Genomic DNA, 18,428 nt, shown 5'->3' on the forward strand with positions numbered 1-18,428 from the left:
GTAATCCTTATTGTGTTTGCTTGTCTTGATCGACAAATAACACCGCAATGCCCGACAACATCATAAATATCCCGCCTAGTACTAACGCGTAAATTGGTTGTCCATCAAAAAATACCTTAAGCAATAAGCCAAGAATACTGGCCGCTAACAGTTGTGGAATTACGATGAAGAAGTTAAAAATTCCCATGTAAACGCCCATTTTTTTCGGGGGTAATACACCAGACAACATGGCGTAAGGTACCGATAGAATAGATGCCCAGGCAAAACCGACGCCAATCATTGGTATCCACAACAGGTTAGGGTTTTCAATAAACATAAAGCTGATGAGACCCGCACCGCCAATAAACATGTTGATGGTATGGGTGAGTTTAATGCCGACAGCTTTGGCTAGAAACGGAATAATAATCGCAGCAATTGCAGCAAAGCCGTTATATGACGCGAATAAGATACCGACCCAATCTGCACCATCATTATAGGCTTGTGATACCACATCAGTGGTGCCGTAATGGTACGAAGTAACGGCCGCTGTGGTGTAAATCCACATTGCAAATAGCGCAAACCAAGCAAAAAACTGTACCAGTGCTAGCTGACGCATGGCTTTAGGCATATGAAACAAATCATCGACAACATTAAACGTCATGCCTAAGCCGTCGCGTGTTGCTGACGATTCAGCGTTATTGTTTGACAGTTTGGCTAACTTACGCGAGCAGTAAAGTTGCAGCGGTCCGAAGGTAAAAATACCCAAACTTAAAATATAAAGTTGCTTATCTAGGTCTAGGCTTACAATTGCGAGAGTGAAAATGGCGCCAATCGCCATCCATATAATCGCACCATTTTGATATTGTTTGGCTGTACGCGTATTGACGTTAGTGTCTTGTGCGTCAGTGGTGTCTTGTTGATGAAATTCAGCTAATTGCTCTGGAGAATATTCTTTGGTTGAAATAATTGTCCAACCCACGGCCAGCATTAGTACCGCGCCACCAAAGTAAAATGCATAGCGTACAGAGTCGGCAATTTCGCCCGCTGGGGCGGTATTTTCGACATCAAATACATTGGTTAAAATATATGGCAAGGCAGATGCCACCACCGCACCAATACCAATGAAAAAGCTCTGCATTGCATAGCCTTGGGTACGCTGGTTTTTGGGAAGATTATCGCCGACAAAAGCGCGAAACGGCTCCATGGCGATATTGATTGAGGCATCCATAATCCACAACATACCCGCAGCAATCCATAAAGTAGGTGAATGCGGCATGATAAATAGCGACAAGGTGGTTAGTATGGCGCCAATTAAAAAATAGGGGCGACGACGGCCAAGGCTATTCCAAGTATTGTCACTTAAATAGCCGATGATAGGTTGTACTATGAGACCCGTGAGCGGTGCGGCAATCCATAAAATGGGAATATCATCAATGGATGCTCCTAGAGTTTGAAAGATACGGCTGACATTGGCGTTTTGCAGTGCGAAACCAAATTGGATCCCCAAAAATCCAAAACACATATTGAAGATTTGCCAAAAATTAAGCTGCGGTTGTTGGGTGACGTTTTTATAATTATTGTCAGACATGTGACATCCTTTTTGGTAAGTCGTTGTGCTTACTTCTTTTAATTTTATTGCTTATGGCGAATTCGTTGGTAACCATTACGTTGGCTACGTTACATATTAATAGTTAAAAAAATGGCGAATACGCATCTCCCTAAGACGGGTATTCGCCAAAACCTACGCTTTATCCATTAGCGACTTTCGTCAAATAATCAGTGGATAAAGTTAATCAAGGTACTCTAAAGCTGATGGTCTCCATGGCCGAAGACACACCAGAAACGACCTAAACCATTCCATCCTGCAATTAGAAACGAAATAGCATGTTTTATAGTATCCTCGAGCTTGTTCTTGGTACAACTGACTACATACGTATTCATGCTTTGTGAGCAACCTAATGCGAACACTTATGTAACATTCTAGCGTTACAAAGCTTTAAAACGAATCGCGGTACCCCCACTGGCTGCGAGGTTAAGTGTCAGCGCGTCTTTTGCAGTAACGATTTTGGTTTCAATCACGTAATCATAAGGGTTTGTTAGCCAATCCGCTTTATCACCGTCACGATAAATTTGGGCTTGGTAGCGTTTCCCTGGCGTGAGGAAGTCTAATTTTAGCGTCAATTTCCGTGATTCTTCATCTGTTAATGCGCCTAGATACCAGTCTTCTGCACCGCGCTGTTTTCTTGCAAAGGCAACATAGTCGCCAACTTCACCTGCAAGGGCGATACTGTCGCTCCAATCTGTTGGTACATCTTGAATAAACTGGAAGGCATCGAGACGTTGCACATAGTTACGCGGTAAGTCTGCAGCCATTTGAATAGGGCTGTACAACACGACATACAAGGCTAATTGCTTTGTGAGTGTGGTTTTTACGCGGTTAACCGCATCTAGACCTTCAGGCGCTAAATTAAAGATCCCAGGGGTGAAGTCCATCGGCCCAGCCAGCATACGGGTATAAGGTAGAATTGCTGTATGTTCTGGAGTATTAGGTGGGCTTCCCCATGCATTAAACTCTTGGCCTCGAGCGCCTTCGCGTGCTATCCAATTTGGGTAAGTACGACGTAAACCGGTATCTTTAATCGGCTCGTGAGTATTAATGCTAATACCACGTTTTGCGGCTTCGGTAACGCTATGTAGATATTCGTTAACCATAAATTGGCCGTCGTGCCATTCATGGCGCACGATACCATTTTCATCAACGCGCTTAATGTCACCACCGTCTGCTACGTAACCGGTTTTAACGTGAGTCACGCCATGTTTTTGATATAAATCATAAGCATCACTCATTTGATTTCGGTAATTAGTGACTGAACCAGAGGTTTCATGATGGCCAATTAAACGGACATTTTTACTGTGTCCATATTGAGTTATCTCATCAATGTCAAAATCAGGATAAGCTTTAGTAAAGCTAAACACGTCGCCGTTATCGAACCAACTACCATCCCAGCCTTCATTCCAACCTTCAACCAATACCCCATCAAACCCATATTGGGCGGCAAAGTCCATATAACGCTTAGTTTCGCTGGTGGTCGCACCATGCTTAGGGCCGCTTCCCCAGGTGTTTTCATTGAGGTGCATTCCCCACCAAATGCCGACGTATTTACCCGGTTGCACCCAAGACACATCACCTAGTTTATTGGGTTCATTAAGATTAAGGATAAGATCTGAGTTAAGTAAACCTGGGGCATCTTTAGCAATTTGAATCGTACGCCAAGGTGTTGAAAAGCCAGGTTGAGTCTTCACTCGAATACCATCCGACCAGGGGGTTAAATCAGCACGTAAAATACCGTCACGCCCTTGATTAAGCACCATTGCGGCATAATCGGTGAGGGCGGCTTCATGGATGCTTAAATGCACGCCATCAGCCGTTCTAAAAGTCATAGGTGTGTGGGCTCGGTCGATTTTATCAAGTGAGGTTGTACGGTATAAATATTCGTATCGGTTCCAGCCGCGCCCGGGGATCCACCATGCGGTTGTGTGTTGTGGATCTGGGATGGAAAATTCAGTCAATTCATCGGTAATATCGAGTTTTGGTGTGTTAGCCAACCCGGTTTGTTTTGGCACTAGGTAACGAAAGCCAATACCATCATTAAACGCTTTAAATTCGATATCAAAGTCAATTTTGCCGTTACTCAGGGTGGCGACCACGCGGTTGTAATGATCGCGGATATTTTCACGTTCACCCCAAGGTTGCTGCCATGTTTGGTCTACGCTGCTGTTAGTCACATGTTTAATGTTAAAATCAGTACCTAATTCACCTAACTGTTGAAATACCAACCCTAATTTACTTGGGTTAATAACAATATTGTCATTAAATTTTACTTGGTATTCAGGACGGCCATTATCATCGGTCAAGCTGATGTTGATGTGCTTGTCAGGCGAGGCGACATTAATGGTTTTAGCTTGAGCGATACTGGGAATGGTTGATAACGCGACAGCACAAGCTACTGCGATAACATTAAGTGCAAAGTGTGACTGTGTGGATAGCGGATTTGCTCCGTTAAATAAAACGCGCGCCATAGTATGTCCTTGTTGATTATTATTTTATCTTTAGAACAAGTAATATATGACGCTTTTCGTTTATACAGCAAAGATTTGCATACGTATTCAGTGTGCCAAGCAAGTGCTTGAAGTGAAATTACGCAACAATTTTATTACCCCACGAACAATGATTGGCTCAGGGTTGATTACTTGACTCAGACATTGTTCACCAACACTTTATCCTTTACGCAATCGTATTAATTTACAATCTCATGTCTAATTCATTGTGTATTAACACCACGCATTGTGATGCAAACAACATTTTGGGCCCCAAGTTTATGTGCTGGGTACCCAGGCGTTTAAGACTGTTAAAGCTCTTTTTCGGCATAGGAATATGATCGGTCAGTAAAAAACACGGGTTAGCAGCAAACTCGATATCACGTACTGGGGTGCCTTTTTTCTCTAACATATACAGCTGATAATCTTCCGCTAACTCTTGCACCAGTTTTTCAAAACTCACAGTGCGCACTGTGATACCTGCTTCAACTTCACGTAACTGTTCTTTCGCCATGCCTTTAGATGTCGTTAAAGCTTTAGCAATTTTATGGGTTAAGTTTTGCTCATGGAAGCCGCCAATATGACCTAACTCACTTGAACGGAAACAGATGGTGCGAGAAAAATCGAGGGTGCTTTCTAACACTAAATACACCACTACATCGTCGCGATGTGATTGGGCGACAAAAATGGTATTCATCAAAGTGTGAGCTAAAATTTCAGTGTGGGCCGATTGACCAATACCTGCCAAAAATTGTTGGCTATCAACGGGAGCTGCTCTGGCTCGAACTACAAAAGCGCGCATGGGGAAATCCTATTAGAGGTAAATTAAACATGAAGCGGATAACGTAGTCGAATAATCAATCAGTTAAAGCCTAATATAATGTCTATTATCACAGTTTAAAGGCCCGCTGTAACGCTATTAATGACTGAAAAAATGAGTAGCGCAGATTCAAGTTATTTATTAGTTACGGCTATGTAGTTAATTGAATAATTAATAAAAAAGGGATTAAATTTGTGGCTTAATCCCTCTGGAGTATTTACTTGGTCTGGCTATCGTAATACTTACTACTAATCATGCCTTTAACAATTGATTCAATTTGTTTGATCGGAACCACCGATTGTATTCCTTGTGATGATTGCGGCGTCACTGATTGCGGTTCATCTATCCATTCATTAATTGAGGTGAACAATAATTGACCATCAGCACCTTTTTCAATTTTGGCTACATACCACCACTCTGTAATACCAACTGTTGGTGGGCTAAATATGCGTTGTTCATTATTAAATATAAATTCAACACGTGTTGTAGCCGGGTCAATGTCAGGTGAGCCAGAGAAATTTTTCACGTAGTAATCGTATCTACCTTCGACAGGAAACTGAGGAATTGAAATCACTTCAGGCCCATAACTTGTTACATCATCAACATCTAAATAGATGATGGTTTCATTAAGGGTGACTTCTGAATTGGCATAATACACATGGCTTTCATTACCTTCAGTATCAGTAATATAGAGATGTGAGTCTAAATCTCTTGGTGCTTCACCCCAGTTCAAGGTTATTTTAGTTAACGCTTCAGATAGCACTAAACACTCTGCTAAGGTGATGTCCTCTTCAAACGTGTTAATAATAGATGTTCGGCTTTGAAATCCGATAGTGGCGCCAAGTAAAACGGTAGAATGACGCTTAACTGGGATGCTAAATGTGCCATCATCGATAGAGAATGTGAGTGAGCGCCCCAAGTAATCACGTCCGTCTGAAATAACGCGAGCACCATTTAACAAATTACCATCTTCATCTTCCACACAACCATTTACCATAATGGTGTCGTAAATCATATCAGCATTCCAAGTAGTGAAATGACTAACATTACCTTGATAAAATGATTCACCGTTGACTGAAACTAATTGCGCTTCACCTTCTTCGATCCATAAACCTGACGTGGTGTCGAAATAATAAAGCGGTATCGTTGAGGGGGGAGTAGTACCTGCTACAGGTATATGAATTTGCGCGACTTTGTTTGGAGCGAGTTGTAGCTTGTTACCTGCACTATCAACAAAACTAACTGTAATTGCACCAAATGATTCTATTGGCACAATTTCGTTGGCACTGTTTGTTGTGAGCATATCACCTGGCATCATTTCAATATCAATAGCCGGGTTAATGACGGTTAGTTCAGCTACAACGGCTGAAGATACAAGGTTACCATTTAAATCAACAAGGCTGTTTTCAGGCAAAGTAACAAGCACATTACCATCAACAGCTAGCTCAGATACTTGAGTCGCATCAAAACTAATTGATGCATGAACAGGTTGTAATAGTAAATTGTGTTCTTGGGTTAGCTCATTTCTTGAAATACTCAACGCAGCTTCAGAATAATTTGTCGCATCAGCCACAAGAGTCAATCTGTCACTTAATTGAATATCTTGGATTTTTGCTGAAAATAAGCCTTCAGCATCAGCAGTTACTGTATTAACAACTAGGTTACCATTAGATAAATTCACGACACTTTCTGGAATGACTTCACCATTAAAATAGTTAATCGTGGTACCAGAAATAGTATAGAAAAACTTTTCATTTAAATTGAAACTAACTTGAATTGGCGCAACGCCATTTTCACCACCGTCAGTAACTTGTACAGAAATATCGGTTGATGTTGTTTCATATACGGAAGATGTATAAGTTATTAAGCCAGAAGGACTAATCAATAAACCATTTGGTCCGGCAATTAGTTCAAAGTTAATGTCATTTTCAGTGTCAGAATCGTCTACATCAGAAACGACTAATTGGTAGGTAAATGTCGAGCCTGAATCTACACTTTGCGCCGCGATAGAAGACACAACCGGGGCATCGTTTACAGGCGTTACAGAGACTTCAAAGTTCTGTACAGCAGGTTGCGTTTCGTCTTCTCCACCATCACTCACAGTAACCGTGATTGTCCCAGACGTTAATACACCTTCAAGTGGTGTCCATGAAATCAGACCTGTATTGTTAATGGCCATACCATCTGGCGCATTGGTTAAATTGAATGTTAAATTCGTACCATCATTGGCATCGTCTTGATCGGTAACGGTTAGCTGATACAGGTATTCACTATCTTCAATTGCAGTGACAACAGCGCTAGAAGATATTAACGGTGCGATGTTTTTAATCACCTCATTTTCATCATCGGAAGATGAACCACATCCGGTTAATACAAAAGAAAGTGCAGTTGCAACAACAGAAAGTCGCCACTTGTTTGTTAATTCCATTTACCTACTCCATGAATCAATAATTGTTAACTAGTCATTAAAATATTAAACATAAGGTGTTGATCTTTAGTTGCATATTTCGTTGCGATAATGACGATTAAACAATGATTTATCAATAATCATAAGTGATGTGCATTAGCGATTAGCGTACACTTTTGTATAGGTTAAATGTTAATAGCAAGCCAAATATGGCTATATAATTCTGTTAGCAGCATCAATTTTAATACAGGCAACAAGAAAGATATTTTTCAAATCTTGTGTGTAAGATCGGTATTTATAACTAAAAAATACGTTATAAAGTACAAATAAATTACATCTTTAATTGGAGATACTATGTCTGGATCAGTTCACGGTCATCAAGTTATGCAAATGATGCTAACCCACGGCTCAGCGTTAACAAAACAAGAGCTTAAAATGATGATGCAAACTACATTTGGTGTAGATACTCGTTATCATACTTGCTCTGCAACAGAGATGGACGCTGAGATGCTGATTGAGTTTTTAGAGGGCAAAGGTAAGTTTATTCCCAGTGACGGCGGTATTACCACAGCAGCAGATAAAATTTGTAATCACTAAATTAATCAAGATGACAATATGTGGCTTAGCACTAGTTGGTTCTAGATAAGCCTAATGTAAATATAATTTACCATACACTCTTCAATTTCACTCACTAACTCTTCAGTGTTGATTTCTGGCTCGGATAAATCCATTTCACCAATTAAGCACACAATCCCCTTTGAACCTTTGAATTTCAATATGTGATCAACATCAAACTTTAACAATAGGAAGGCTCGTATTGTGTAGATAAAGGTAAAGGTGTGGTTATACATATAAATATAGATTTTCTAATTACGCAATTTAATCACGCAATCTAATATCACACAAATAATCGCTGTTAAATAGCACACTTACGCAGATACTCAGGATTGGCTGAAGCCCATTCTGCTGATTTAAACACTCATGCCATTGGCAGTATCTAAGACTAAGGCCAACTCATGAACACATTCTTTTCGTCCTCAAAGTTGAATATTGCCACAAGCAGCCTTGACTGGGTTATGGGCCAAACCATAAGACATTCATTAAATCTGCAAGATGCTGTAGCACTTGATGAATTACAACAGCTGATTGTGCCAGACAAGCCGATTGAAACGCTTTATATCCACATTCCTTTTTGTCATACCTTGTGCCGTTATTGCTCGTTTCATAAAATTAAATTTAATGAACCAGTAGCCCGAGAATACTTTAAGGCGCTGAGACAAGAAATCCGCCAAGTGCTTGCCAAAGGATTTCGTTTTAATCGGGTGTATATCGGCGGTGGCACCACAACTATTTTAGAAGATGAGCTGATCAAAACAATAGAGTTGATTAAGTCATTAACATCAGTACGTGAAGTCACTTGTGAAAGCGATCCTATTTACTTTAAAAATGGTCAGCCGCATTTGCTTAACGGTTTGGTCGACCGAATGTCGATTGGAATACAAAGCTTTGACGATAAGATTTTAAAAGCGGTTGGTCGTTTTGAAAAATTTGGCAGCGGTTTACAACAAGCTGAGTATGTTAGCCGCGCTATCGAGATTATCCCTACGGTTAATCTCGATATGATGTATGGCTTTACCATGCAAACACCGCAGACGGTGGCAAACGACTTGGCTCAAACCATTCGTTTACGTCCAGATCAAATTACCACTTATCCGTTAACCATTGGCATTGGTAAAAATCGCAAAAAAGCCGGTTGCCTTGCTGGCGAACCTGAAGCGTTATGGCCACAGTTTTTAGCGGTAAAACAAGCGTTAGCTGAACACTATATTATGGAGTTTCCGTGGACCTTTAGCCGTAATTTTGGTCAGCCAGTTGAACATAAATATGTATTAGATGGTGAAGACTGCTTCGGTGTCGGTTCAGGCGCATTTGGCCGCTTTGGGGAGCAATTTAGAATTTCCAGTTTTAATATCCCAGATTACATTAACCGTATCAAAGCAGGACATAGCGGCACTTGTTATACCAAACCATTAAAAACCAAGGCACTGTCACAGCATTATTTAATGATGATGATGGGCTGCGGCTTACTGGACAATCGACAATGTAAAGCCTATACCGGCAAGTCTTTGTGGCACGCATTCCCGTTAGAAATGAGTTTTTTAATTTCAGCTGGAGCACTGAATAAGCAGGGTGATAATTATATCACTACGGTTGAGGGTCAGTTTATAGCGCTAAAAATGTTTTCAGGCTTTTTGTCTGGAATGGATTTTTTACGCGAACAGGCCTGTGGATTGCCCTTAAGCGCAATTGAAACGATGCCGAATATTTAGTCTGTGCGTTAGCGATAAACGTTTAAAAAAGCCACAGATAAGCATATCTGTGGCTTTTTAATGAGATACTTTTTTACATAAACTAAACAATTATAAGTATCAGTTTATGCCTTATTGGCGACATTAAGAATAACAGACTGCAAAGGGGCTAATTCAATATCAACACTGGCGCTGCCATCTTTGTGTAAAATGAGTTGTTGATTCTGTGGGGTACTTTTCAGCAAATCTGTCAGTTTTTTATTACTGCTAATTTGCCACGTTTGTATCAGTGTGTTTGGCAACTGAAGGGTAAATTGTTTGCTGTGGCTTTGACTGAAATTACTGACAATGATCAATTGCTGTACTTCGTTAAAACGGCTAAAAGCAAATACGCTGTCGTCATAGCCTTTAAGCTTATTTTGGCGTTGTAGGCTATCGAGTTCCCTGTACTCACCGCTTAGCGCAGTAGCAGTGTGGCTTAAGTTTAATAACGTTTGATAATAAGCACGTAATGTCTTTTCATCGCTTGTGGACTGTCCGCCATCAAACTTGCCGTTGTTCATCCAGCGTTGATGAGCCGGTACGCCCATATAATCAAAAATACTGGTGCGAGTCGGTTGGCCAAAGCCTGCATTTTCAGCGCCTTGTTCGCCAACATCCTGGCCAAAATACAGCAAGGTGGGTGAGCGACTTAAGGTTGTAGAGATCACCATGGCGGGTAGGGCATTAAATGGATTGCCAGCAAACTCGATGGTGTTGATGCGTTGTTCGTCGTGGTTTTCTAAAAAATGCAGCATGTGCTGATCGATGTCACTGACTTTGGCTTGAATTGTCGCAATGGCTGCAGTGCTAGCTTTACCTTGAATAATGGCTTTTAAGGTGTCATATAAATCGACTTTGTCGTACAAGTAATCCATTTTACCTAAATGAATATAATCGCGGTATAAATCGGGGTTATACACCTCAGCCAGAATAAACGCATCTGGGTTGGTGTGCTTGATGTGGCTATTGAGGTAGCTCCAAAACTCTACTGGTACCATTTCAGCCATGTCGTAGCGAAAACCATCTACGCCTTTGGCTAGCCAATATTGCGCAATGTGCTCAAACTTACGCCATGAATCGGGAATATCATCAGTCGCTTGTGCTTGCCAAAAGGCTAAATGCTCGGCTGCGCTTTTGTTTGCATATTCTTTTGGCAGAGCAGGGAAGTCATGGCCACCATCGGGTTTGACTCCATAATTTATTTTAACGGTTTCGTACCAATCGTTGGCATCGGGCTTGGCTAAACGTGAGCTATTGCCGGTCCATTTAGCCGGTGACTCGGCAAACTTTGCGTCGATGAGGGGATGTGTTTCGCCGCCTAATGGCAGATAACCATCCGATGCTTGTGGGACTTGAAAGTCTTCACCGACTACATAATAGAAATTGTTGTGTCTACTATAGGTGTTAGTTTTATCGTCGTTAGCACCAAAGTCTGGCTCGCCTTTTGGCGCTGAAATAGAATGATAATTGCGCGCGACATGATTAGGCACTATGTCGATGATGACTTGCATACCATTGGCATGGGTGCGGTCGATTAATGCTTCGAATTCTGCTAATCGAGTCGCTGGATTATCCGCTAAATCTGGATTAACGTTGTAATAATCTTTTACCGCATAAGGTGAACCCGCACGGCCTTTGACGACATCAGGATCATCATTACCAATGCCATAAGCCGTATAGTCATTGACCAACGCATGATGTGGTACGCCGGTATACCAAAGGTGAGTGGTGCCTAATGATTTTATATCTTGTAATGCCACATCGGTAAAATCACTGAATTTGCCTACGCCATTTTCGGCAATAGTTCCCCAAGCTTTGTTGGTAGTATTGGTGTTGCCATACAGACGAGTGAATACTTGATATACCACAGGTTTGCCTGCTGCAGCAGTTTGACTTGTTTGAGTAACTGATGCCTTATCGTTATCGATTTCTACCGCTGTATCAGTTTGTTCAACGGTATTGGGTTGGCAAGCGCTTAATCCTAACCTCAGTATACAGGCTAGTACCAATGCCTTTGGGGTCGGTGAAGGTAGGCGAAGTTGGCTTACTAACGGTTTAGTGATGGGGCGCATGAGTCTCTCTTTTATTGTTTTTATGAGAGTGATTCTATTGAAGAACATAGAACCACTCCTTAATGTCAAATAACTGAACGTATCTGTATCTAAACTTTAGAGCGTAAATTCCAACGTCTAAATATTCGACTCTACATATTCGAGTCTACATATTTGTGATAAAAATCAATGGCTCAGTTTAAGAATCGTGACACCTTTATTGGCCAAGGTAAGCGGCTTAGATAATGAGTACGTTTGTTTGTTGATAATATCAACGCCAGTAGTGTTGTCATTAATCGCAGGTTTAAAACGTTGTAAATCAAGTTCAATAGGCTGGCTGTTTTTATTGTAAATGATCAGTAAGGTTTCATCGCCCTGATGACGGCTTTGGACATAAACACCGTCTTTGGGCACAAAGTGCTGCAACTTACCTTGTTGAATCGCTAATGAGTTTTTACGGTAATTTAATAATGTACGTACAAAGGTAAGTGCTTCGGTTTGTTGTGCATTCAACCCTTTACCCGTAAACACATTGACACTGTCTTGTGGCCAGCCACCAGGAAAATCTGCGCGCACAGCGCCGTCGTTACGGTCTTCTGTAGGACTTTGCATGACTATTTCTGAGCCGTAAAATATTTGTGGGATACGGTTGCTGGTCAGTACATAAGCCATGGCCATTTTGTACAGTGCTATGTCGTTTTTCATTAAACTGTAAATACGGTTAGTGTCGTGATTACCTTCAAATAACACTAACTGGCTTGGATTGGCATACACCACATCGTTAGCCAACATTTGGTAAAGATCGATAAATCCAGCTCCCCAATCTTCCTCTTTGGTTAAGCTTGCTATAAGAGTGTCATACAAGGGGAAATCCATCATGCTCGGTGCAAAAGATTGATAACCATCTGCATTTACCTTACCAGCTTGCCAGTAGCTTACCGTCACTGGGTTACTACTCCATTCTTCACCAACAATATTAAAATGCGGGTATTCATCCATAATGGCTTTTGACCATGCTGTTAGAAAATCTTTGTCAGCATAAGAGTAAGTATCTTCACGAATACCGCTCAGCCCCGCATATTCAACCCACCAAATGCTATTTTGGATTAAGTATGTTGCCATGTGTGGATCGCGCTGATTGAGATCTGGCATAGTGACGTCAAACCATCCATCACTAAAATCGACCGTGTCTGCATTCACTGAATAAGGATCTTGTACTGTAGTGCGTCTATGGCTTGAGTAATTGACATCAGTTGAATCGTTCGCCCAACGGGATTGGCCGTTAATCCAAGTGTTACTCGGCATACTGTTCATCCATTTATGACCAGACCCCATGTGATTAACAACCACATCTTGGATGATGCCAATGCCAAATGATTGCGCTTCATCTACCAAGGCTTGGTATTCTTGATTGCTACCAAAACGAGGGTCTATTTTATAAAAATCTGTGGTGGAATAGCCGTGGTAAGAATACTTTTGTTGGTTATTCTCAAGCAATGGATTAATCCACAATTGAGTGACACCCAAATCATGCAAGTAGGGCAGAGCTTTGCGGATCCCCATAATATCACCACCATGGCGGCCGCCATCAAAGCTTCTATCGGCTTTTTCAAGCATGTCTGGGTGGTTATCATTGTCGGGATTACCGTTAACAAAACGATCTGGAGTGATTAAGTAAATCACATCTTTATTACTAAACCCTTGGCGATCGCGTGAACCTTTTTGACGGGTTTGCAGCTCATAATCAAATTGATCAACTAATTGGTCGTCTTTATATAGACCCAAAGTAAGTTGTTGTGGTTTAGCTTGGCTTAAGTCCAAATTAACGAATAAATGGTCGTTACTGTCGGTTTTATCTACGCTGCTGAGCGTGACACCTTCAGCCTTGATTAATTTCACTTGGGTGTCGCGAATGTTATCGCCAGCAATCAACAGTTGTAACGTAGGTTGTTGCATACCCGCCCACCATGACATGGGCTCGACGTTAAGTGCGGCATTCACCGACATGGCGCTGACACTGAGCGCACAGCCTAATACTAAACGTGATGCGAGCTTGCTGATGCGATGTTGGCCTAGGGGCGTTGGGTGTGAGTAATGTGATGACATGATTACTAGTCCTGTTTTATGTAATTTATTTTTATTCTGTTAACTCATTATTACTTTTTATCAAATACTTAAATTTTTTCGATATAGGTTTCATGGGTCGGCATTTGCTTCACCGTGCTGGCAATGACCTTACGGATATTAGTTAAGTAGTCGGTTAAATCGACTTGGGTGACCGCTTGGGTAAGTGGATGATAATCTGCAGGAATAATGCCTTGCCCTAACATGACCTGGATCCAGGCCGCTTCGGTAAAGAGTTCATCTTGATGCCGAAAAACCGTTGCCGTGGTGGTAAATAAATCTATTTTACGTTGTAAGCTTGCGGGAATATCCATGTCGCGACATTGCTGCCATAAACCGTGTTCACCGTCGGCAGATTGTTTAGAATTAAGATGATAGTGCAAAATAATAAAGTCGCGAATTTGCTCAAACTCTGTTTGTGATTGGCGATTAAACTCATCAATGTGCTGGGGTTGAATGCCGTTTCGGGGAAATAATTTGGTTAAACGAATGATAGCCGATTGGACTAAATGTAAGCTGGTGGACTCTAAGGGTTCTAAAAATCCGCTCGATAACCCAATAGCAACACAGTTTTTATGCCATTGCTTGACGCGCCTGCCTGTGGTGAAGTTGATTTTACGTGGCTCGGCTAACGGTTTTCCGTCTAGGTTGGCTAATAAATGCTGCTTAGCTTGCTCGTCGCTCATATGTTGGCTGCTATACACAATGCCATTGCCAGTGCGATGTTGCAGTGGAATCCGCCATTGCCAACCAGCATCGTGGGCGGTTGCTTTAGTGTAAGGAATGACAGGAGAAGAACTTTCAGATGGCACGGCATATGCGCTGTCACAGGGGAGCCAATGCTGCCAGTTTTCGTATTCTACCCCTAATGCTTTTTCAATTAATAAAGCAGAAAAACCTGAACAATCAATAAATAAGTCACCACTAATACAGCGACCATTTTGTAAGGTGATACTGTCTATCGAGTCATCATTGGTGAGTTGAGTGCTGGTTATAGTGCCTTCTATTCGAGTGACGCCACGTTGTGTGCTGTATTGGCGAAGTAAGTTGGCGTATAAGCTGGCATCAAAATGATAGGCATGGGTGATACCACTCATCTGCGCTTGAGCAATACTTTGAATAGGTTGGAATTTATTATGTTTAGCGGCCTGATAATTAAGCGAGTATTGCCAAAAGTCATTCGCGTTAAATGAATTTTGATTTTGTTGGCTACAATTAGCTTGAGCGCTGAGCCAATAATGATGAAACGAGGTAAAGCCTAAGTCACGACCAATGTTACCAAAAGCGTGCATATAAGCATCGCCTTGTTGGTGCCAGTTTTCAAACTCGATGCCCAATTTAAAGGTGGCTTGAGTTGCTTTAATAAAGTCTTTCTCGTTAATGCCTAATACGCTGTTAAATATCTGCAGTGGTGGAATGGTGGCTTCACCCACACCTATAGTGCCGATGGTATCAGACTCAATAAGGGTGATGTTAAGTTGTGTTTTAAACAACTTGGCTAACATCGCTGCGGTCATCCAGCCCGACGTTCCACCGCCTACAATGACAATGTTTTTTATTATTGTTTGATCCATTGTTATCGCCTTTTTAACTATTTTTGATTTATTTTTACTGAATCCGATAAAATAAAAAAGCCCCTGTAATAGGTTACAGAGGCTTTTTTGTCGGTTTAGTACATTCTATAAGCCCATTAGAACTTGTAGTTTGCGCCTAACATAAAGTTACGACCGTAGTTTTGATAATCACGCACGTGACGTGCATCTTCACCTGTGTACGATGTAAATGGCTCATTGGTTAAGTTGTTTACTTGGAACTGAACCGATAAGCCGTAAAGAGCATCGATACCGCTTTCGGTAAAGTCATAACCAATTTGGGCGTCAACAACTGTTTCAGCTTTTACGTTTACGTTGACACGAGTCAAGCTGATTGCGGTGACTTCACCTAAGAAGTCACTACGGTAACGTGAGCTAATACGTGCTTCGAAGCCAGCATTTTCATAGTAAACAGTGGCATTGAAGGTTTTTTTAGAAAGACCTTCAAGTTGTTGAGGTTCACTGTCAGCGGTTTCTTTCACTTCACTTTCGTTGTACGAACCACTTAAAATAGTACCAAAACCATCAAGCGAATCCGCAAATGTACCGAAATCTAGAGAAACTGAGGCTTCAACACCACGAACATAACCGCCATTACCGTTTTGAGGTTGGCTGATACTACCAATCGGGTTGTCACCTGGGTTTTGCGGTAAAAACGTGCTGAAGTCTAAAGTAGAGTCGTCGTTAAAAACATAGGTTTCTAGGTCTTTATAGAATACAGCTAAGGAAAAATAACCTTGATCACTAAAGTAGTTTTCATAGCTAATGTCATATTGACGCGCTAACCAAGGTCGAAGTTGGGGGTTACCCGAGTTACCAGACCAGTTAACACCATCATTAGGATTTTGGCTGTAACTATAATTGACGTTAGCATTCATTTTATCCATACGCGCACGGGTTAATGTACGCGCAGCGGCTAAACGTAGCATTTGGCCATCGGCAACTTCAAAACCTAAGTTAATACTTGGTAACCATTCAAGATATGTATCGCCTGCGGTACGAGGAAGTAACTCAACAATATTATTTTCAACTTTAGCTGCAGTGCCGTCTGAACTTTGATCTGTATAGACGGCTTGCAAGCCAATATTACCTATCAAAGGTAAACCAAATAGTTCTGACTCTAAGTTGGCTTTAACATAGGCCGTTGACACTTCTTCTGATACAGACCAAGAGTTGGTTGCACGTGATAAATCGACATCTGCAACGTCAGTTTCGGTATAACCGCCCGCATTGTAAAAGGCTAACGAATCGTAACTGAGCACATCACCCATGCCGAAAAAATCGAGTGAGGTTGGCGATAATAAATATTGCTCTGGCACAGATTCTAAGTAGTTATCTGTACCGTCATAACCCGCTAACGTTAGGTAATAACCTTTGTCTAACTTACTTTTATCGCGATTAGTGCGGTTAACACCAAACTCAACGCTGCGCACAGCGCCTTCATCAAACACATATTCAGCACTTAAGCGGAATGATGTTAATTCATCATCAATTTCGGGTTTGTTAATAAAACCATCTTGAGTATTGGCACCAAGCGGGCTTCCCCAACCCAGTGGGTCGCCTAATTTAATTAGGTTTGGATCTGCATAATTAAGATCATGAGTGAAGTTGTAACCACCTTCACCATTATATGCAAAACCTAGGTCATCAACCGCGCCAACACCGGTGCCACGGCCTGTACCGCTATAACTTTCCATACCAATATCGGTACGTTCAGCTTTTGATAAAGCGATATCTGCTTCAACGCGCCAATTGTCATTAATGGTGAACTTGTTGTTCCAACCAATTGACAGTGATTCAGCATCACGCTTGTTAACATCGTTACGGATGACGACTTCAGCGCCATTAATGGTACCTTCAGTCACTAAACCATTTTCTGTTTTAGTTGCTGTTACACCACCGTTAGTACCCCAAGCAGCAGGAATTTCGATACCGCGTAAACGTTGGTCATCAGTAAATTTGGTGTAATACACATCAACAACTGAAGTGAATTGGTCGTTAGGTGCGTATTCAAATACAGCTAATACACCGTCACGTTCTAATTCGCTTGAACGAACAAATGGTTTTGCGCCACCTAAAACACTGTCACCGGCATCATTTTCTGGGTAACCCCATGCCTGCCAGCGTTCTTCTTGGTTTGGTGACATCATGCGGGCATAACCTAACGCAATACCGATAGTGTCGTCTGCAAACTGGTCGATGTATGAAATACTGCCACGATAACCGGTGTCACTTGAGCCACTGTTAAGTGAACCTAAGTCGTTCATTTCGCCACGAAGCGACATGGCAATAGTTTGCTCACCATGGGTCAGCGGGCTAATTGTTTGCATATCAACGGTGCCGCCGATGGCTTGAGCCATGACAGACGCATCAGGGGTTTTATATACCACTACACGATTTAATAATTCAGAAGGGTATTGGTCAAACTCGACACCACGGTTATCGTTAACCGAGGCTTGTTCACGGCCGTTTAATGTCGCGGTAGTAAAATCTGGGCCTAAACCTCGAATTGATATGACGTTAGCGCGACCGTCAAGGCGTTGCGCTGCAATACCGGGTAGGCGAGCAAGTGACTCTGCAATACTGACATCAGGTAATTTACCAATGTCTTCGGCAGAAATGGCTTCAACAATGGATGATGAAGACATTTTTAGTGATTGTGATTCTTGTAAGCTGCGACGAATACCAGTGACTTGAATCACTTCAATATTTTCTTCGGCAGTATCAGTAGTATTAACGTCATCAGCAGCGTAAGCACTCATGCTTGCACCTGCAGCAACTAACGCTAGCGTAAGTAGGCTCGGTTTAAATAGCAACATTCATCTTTCCCCTTTAGTGGATACTTAACAACTTGAAGTCCAGGTCGAGTGTTAGTGTCCTTTTGAATTTTGGTTACAGTCTTTATTGTGTTTTTCCCTCAGCATGCTTAATTAACTTTTATAAGTGACTGCATAAGTGCTGAAGTTATGACCAAATTGTTGCGCAACAGTGACGATACTACTCCCA

The 18,428-nt window shown here is 41.7% G+C and carries 10 protein-coding genes; 2 read left to right on the forward strand and 8 right to left on the reverse strand.

The features are described from left to right. Positions 1–7 precede the first annotated feature (7 nt). The 4 genes from GUY17_RS09255 to GUY17_RS09270 form a co-directional block, all read right to left on the reverse strand. Positions 8–1,567, reverse strand: coding sequence for an MFS transporter (locus GUY17_RS09255; protein WP_162022950.1), 1,560 nt, complete (start codon positions 1,565–1,567; stop codon positions 8–10). 398 nt (positions 1,568–1,965) lie between these two features. Then, entirely contained in the window at positions 1,966–4,059 is a 2,094-nt protein-coding gene (locus GUY17_RS09260; protein WP_162022951.1) for a glycoside hydrolase family 97 protein, read from the reverse strand. A 223-nt stretch (positions 4,060–4,282) separates the two neighbouring features. Next, a complete protein-coding gene (gene trmY / locus GUY17_RS09265; protein ID WP_162022952.1) occupies positions 4,283–4,879 on the reverse strand; it encodes a tRNA (pseudouridine(54)-N(1))-methyltransferase TrmY in 597 nt (198 codons plus the stop codon). Positions 4,880–5,114: 235 nt separating this feature from the next. Next, entirely contained in the window at positions 5,115–7,325 is a 2,211-nt protein-coding gene (locus tag GUY17_RS09270) for a YfaP family protein (RefSeq protein ID WP_162022953.1), read from the reverse strand. A gap of 333 nt (positions 7,326–7,658) precedes the next feature. Here GUY17_RS09270 and GUY17_RS09275 point away from each other — a divergent pair, with 333 nt between their 5' ends. Both GUY17_RS09275 and GUY17_RS09280 read left to right on the forward strand, forming a co-directional pair. Further along, positions 7,659–7,901: a YecH family metal-binding protein gene (locus GUY17_RS09275; RefSeq protein ID WP_101087619.1), complete on the forward strand. Its 243-nt coding sequence runs from the start codon at positions 7,659–7,661 to the stop codon at positions 7,899–7,901. Positions 7,902–8,320: 419 nt separating this feature from the next. Then, a complete protein-coding gene (locus GUY17_RS09280) occupies positions 8,321–9,634 on the forward strand; it encodes a coproporphyrinogen III oxidase family protein (protein ID WP_162022954.1) in 1,314 nt (437 codons plus the stop codon). 104 nt (positions 9,635–9,738) lie between these two features. Here the strand turns inward: GUY17_RS09280 and GUY17_RS09285 are convergent, their stop codons facing one another. The 4 genes from GUY17_RS09285 to GUY17_RS09300 all read right to left on the reverse strand — a co-directional run bounded on the left by GUY17_RS09285 (position 9,739) and on the right by GUY17_RS09300 (position 18,241). Next, positions 9,739–11,727, reverse strand: a complete 1,989-nt coding sequence (locus GUY17_RS09285) for an alpha-amylase family protein (protein ID WP_254439892.1) — start codon at positions 11,725–11,727, stop codon at positions 9,739–9,741. 165 nt (positions 11,728–11,892) lie between these two features. Continuing rightward, positions 11,893–13,812: a glycoside hydrolase family 13 protein gene (locus GUY17_RS09290; RefSeq protein WP_162022956.1), complete on the reverse strand. Its 1,920-nt coding sequence runs from the start codon at positions 13,810–13,812 to the stop codon at positions 11,893–11,895. Between the two features lie 68 nt (positions 13,813–13,880). After that, on the reverse strand, positions 13,881–15,404 hold the full coding sequence (locus tag GUY17_RS09295; protein WP_162022957.1) for a tryptophan halogenase family protein: 1,524 nt from the start codon (positions 15,402–15,404) through the stop codon (positions 13,881–13,883). Between the two features lie 116 nt (positions 15,405–15,520). Further along, on the reverse strand, positions 15,521–18,241 hold the full coding sequence (locus tag GUY17_RS09300; protein ID WP_101087624.1) for a TonB-dependent receptor: 2,721 nt from the start codon (positions 18,239–18,241) through the stop codon (positions 15,521–15,523). Between the last annotated feature and the right edge of the window lie 187 nt (positions 18,242–18,428).

The organism is Shewanella sp. Arc9-LZ (assembly GCF_010092445.1).
Taxonomy (GTDB): domain Bacteria; phylum Pseudomonadota; class Gammaproteobacteria; order Enterobacterales; family Shewanellaceae; genus Shewanella.

Bases quoted from the DNA above. Each gene is read 5' to 3' on its own strand.
- GUY17_RS09295 (WP_162022957.1), bottom strand. From the start codon at position 15,404: ATGGATCAAACAATAATAAAAAACATTGTCATTGTAGGCGGTGGAACG.
- trmY (WP_162022952.1), bottom strand. From the start codon at position 4,879: ATGCGCGCTTTTGTAGTTCGAGCCAGAGCAGCTCCCGTTGATAGCCAA.
- GUY17_RS09300 (WP_101087624.1), bottom strand. From the start codon at position 18,241: ATGTTGCTATTTAAACCGAGCCTACTTACGCTAGCGTTAGTTGCTGCA.
- GUY17_RS09260 (WP_162022951.1), bottom strand. From the start codon at position 4,059: ATGGCGCGCGTTTTATTTAACGGAGCAAATCCGCTATCCACACAGTCA.
- GUY17_RS09270 (WP_162022953.1), bottom strand. From the start codon at position 7,325: ATGGAATTAACAAACAAGTGGCGACTTTCTGTTGTTGCAACTGCACTT.
- GUY17_RS09280 (WP_162022954.1), top strand. From the start codon at position 8,321: ATGAACACATTCTTTTCGTCCTCAAAGTTGAATATTGCCACAAGCAGC.
- GUY17_RS09285 (WP_254439892.1), bottom strand. From the start codon at position 11,727: ATGCGCCCCATCACTAAACCGTTAGTAAGCCAACTTCGCCTACCTTCA.
- GUY17_RS09255 (WP_162022950.1), bottom strand. From the start codon at position 1,567: ATGTCTGACAATAATTATAAAAACGTCACCCAACAACCGCAGCTTAAT.
- GUY17_RS09290 (WP_162022956.1), bottom strand. From the start codon at position 13,812: ATGTCATCACATTACTCACACCCAACGCCCCTAGGCCAACATCGCATC.
- GUY17_RS09275 (WP_101087619.1), top strand. From the start codon at position 7,659: ATGTCTGGATCAGTTCACGGTCATCAAGTTATGCAAATGATGCTAACC.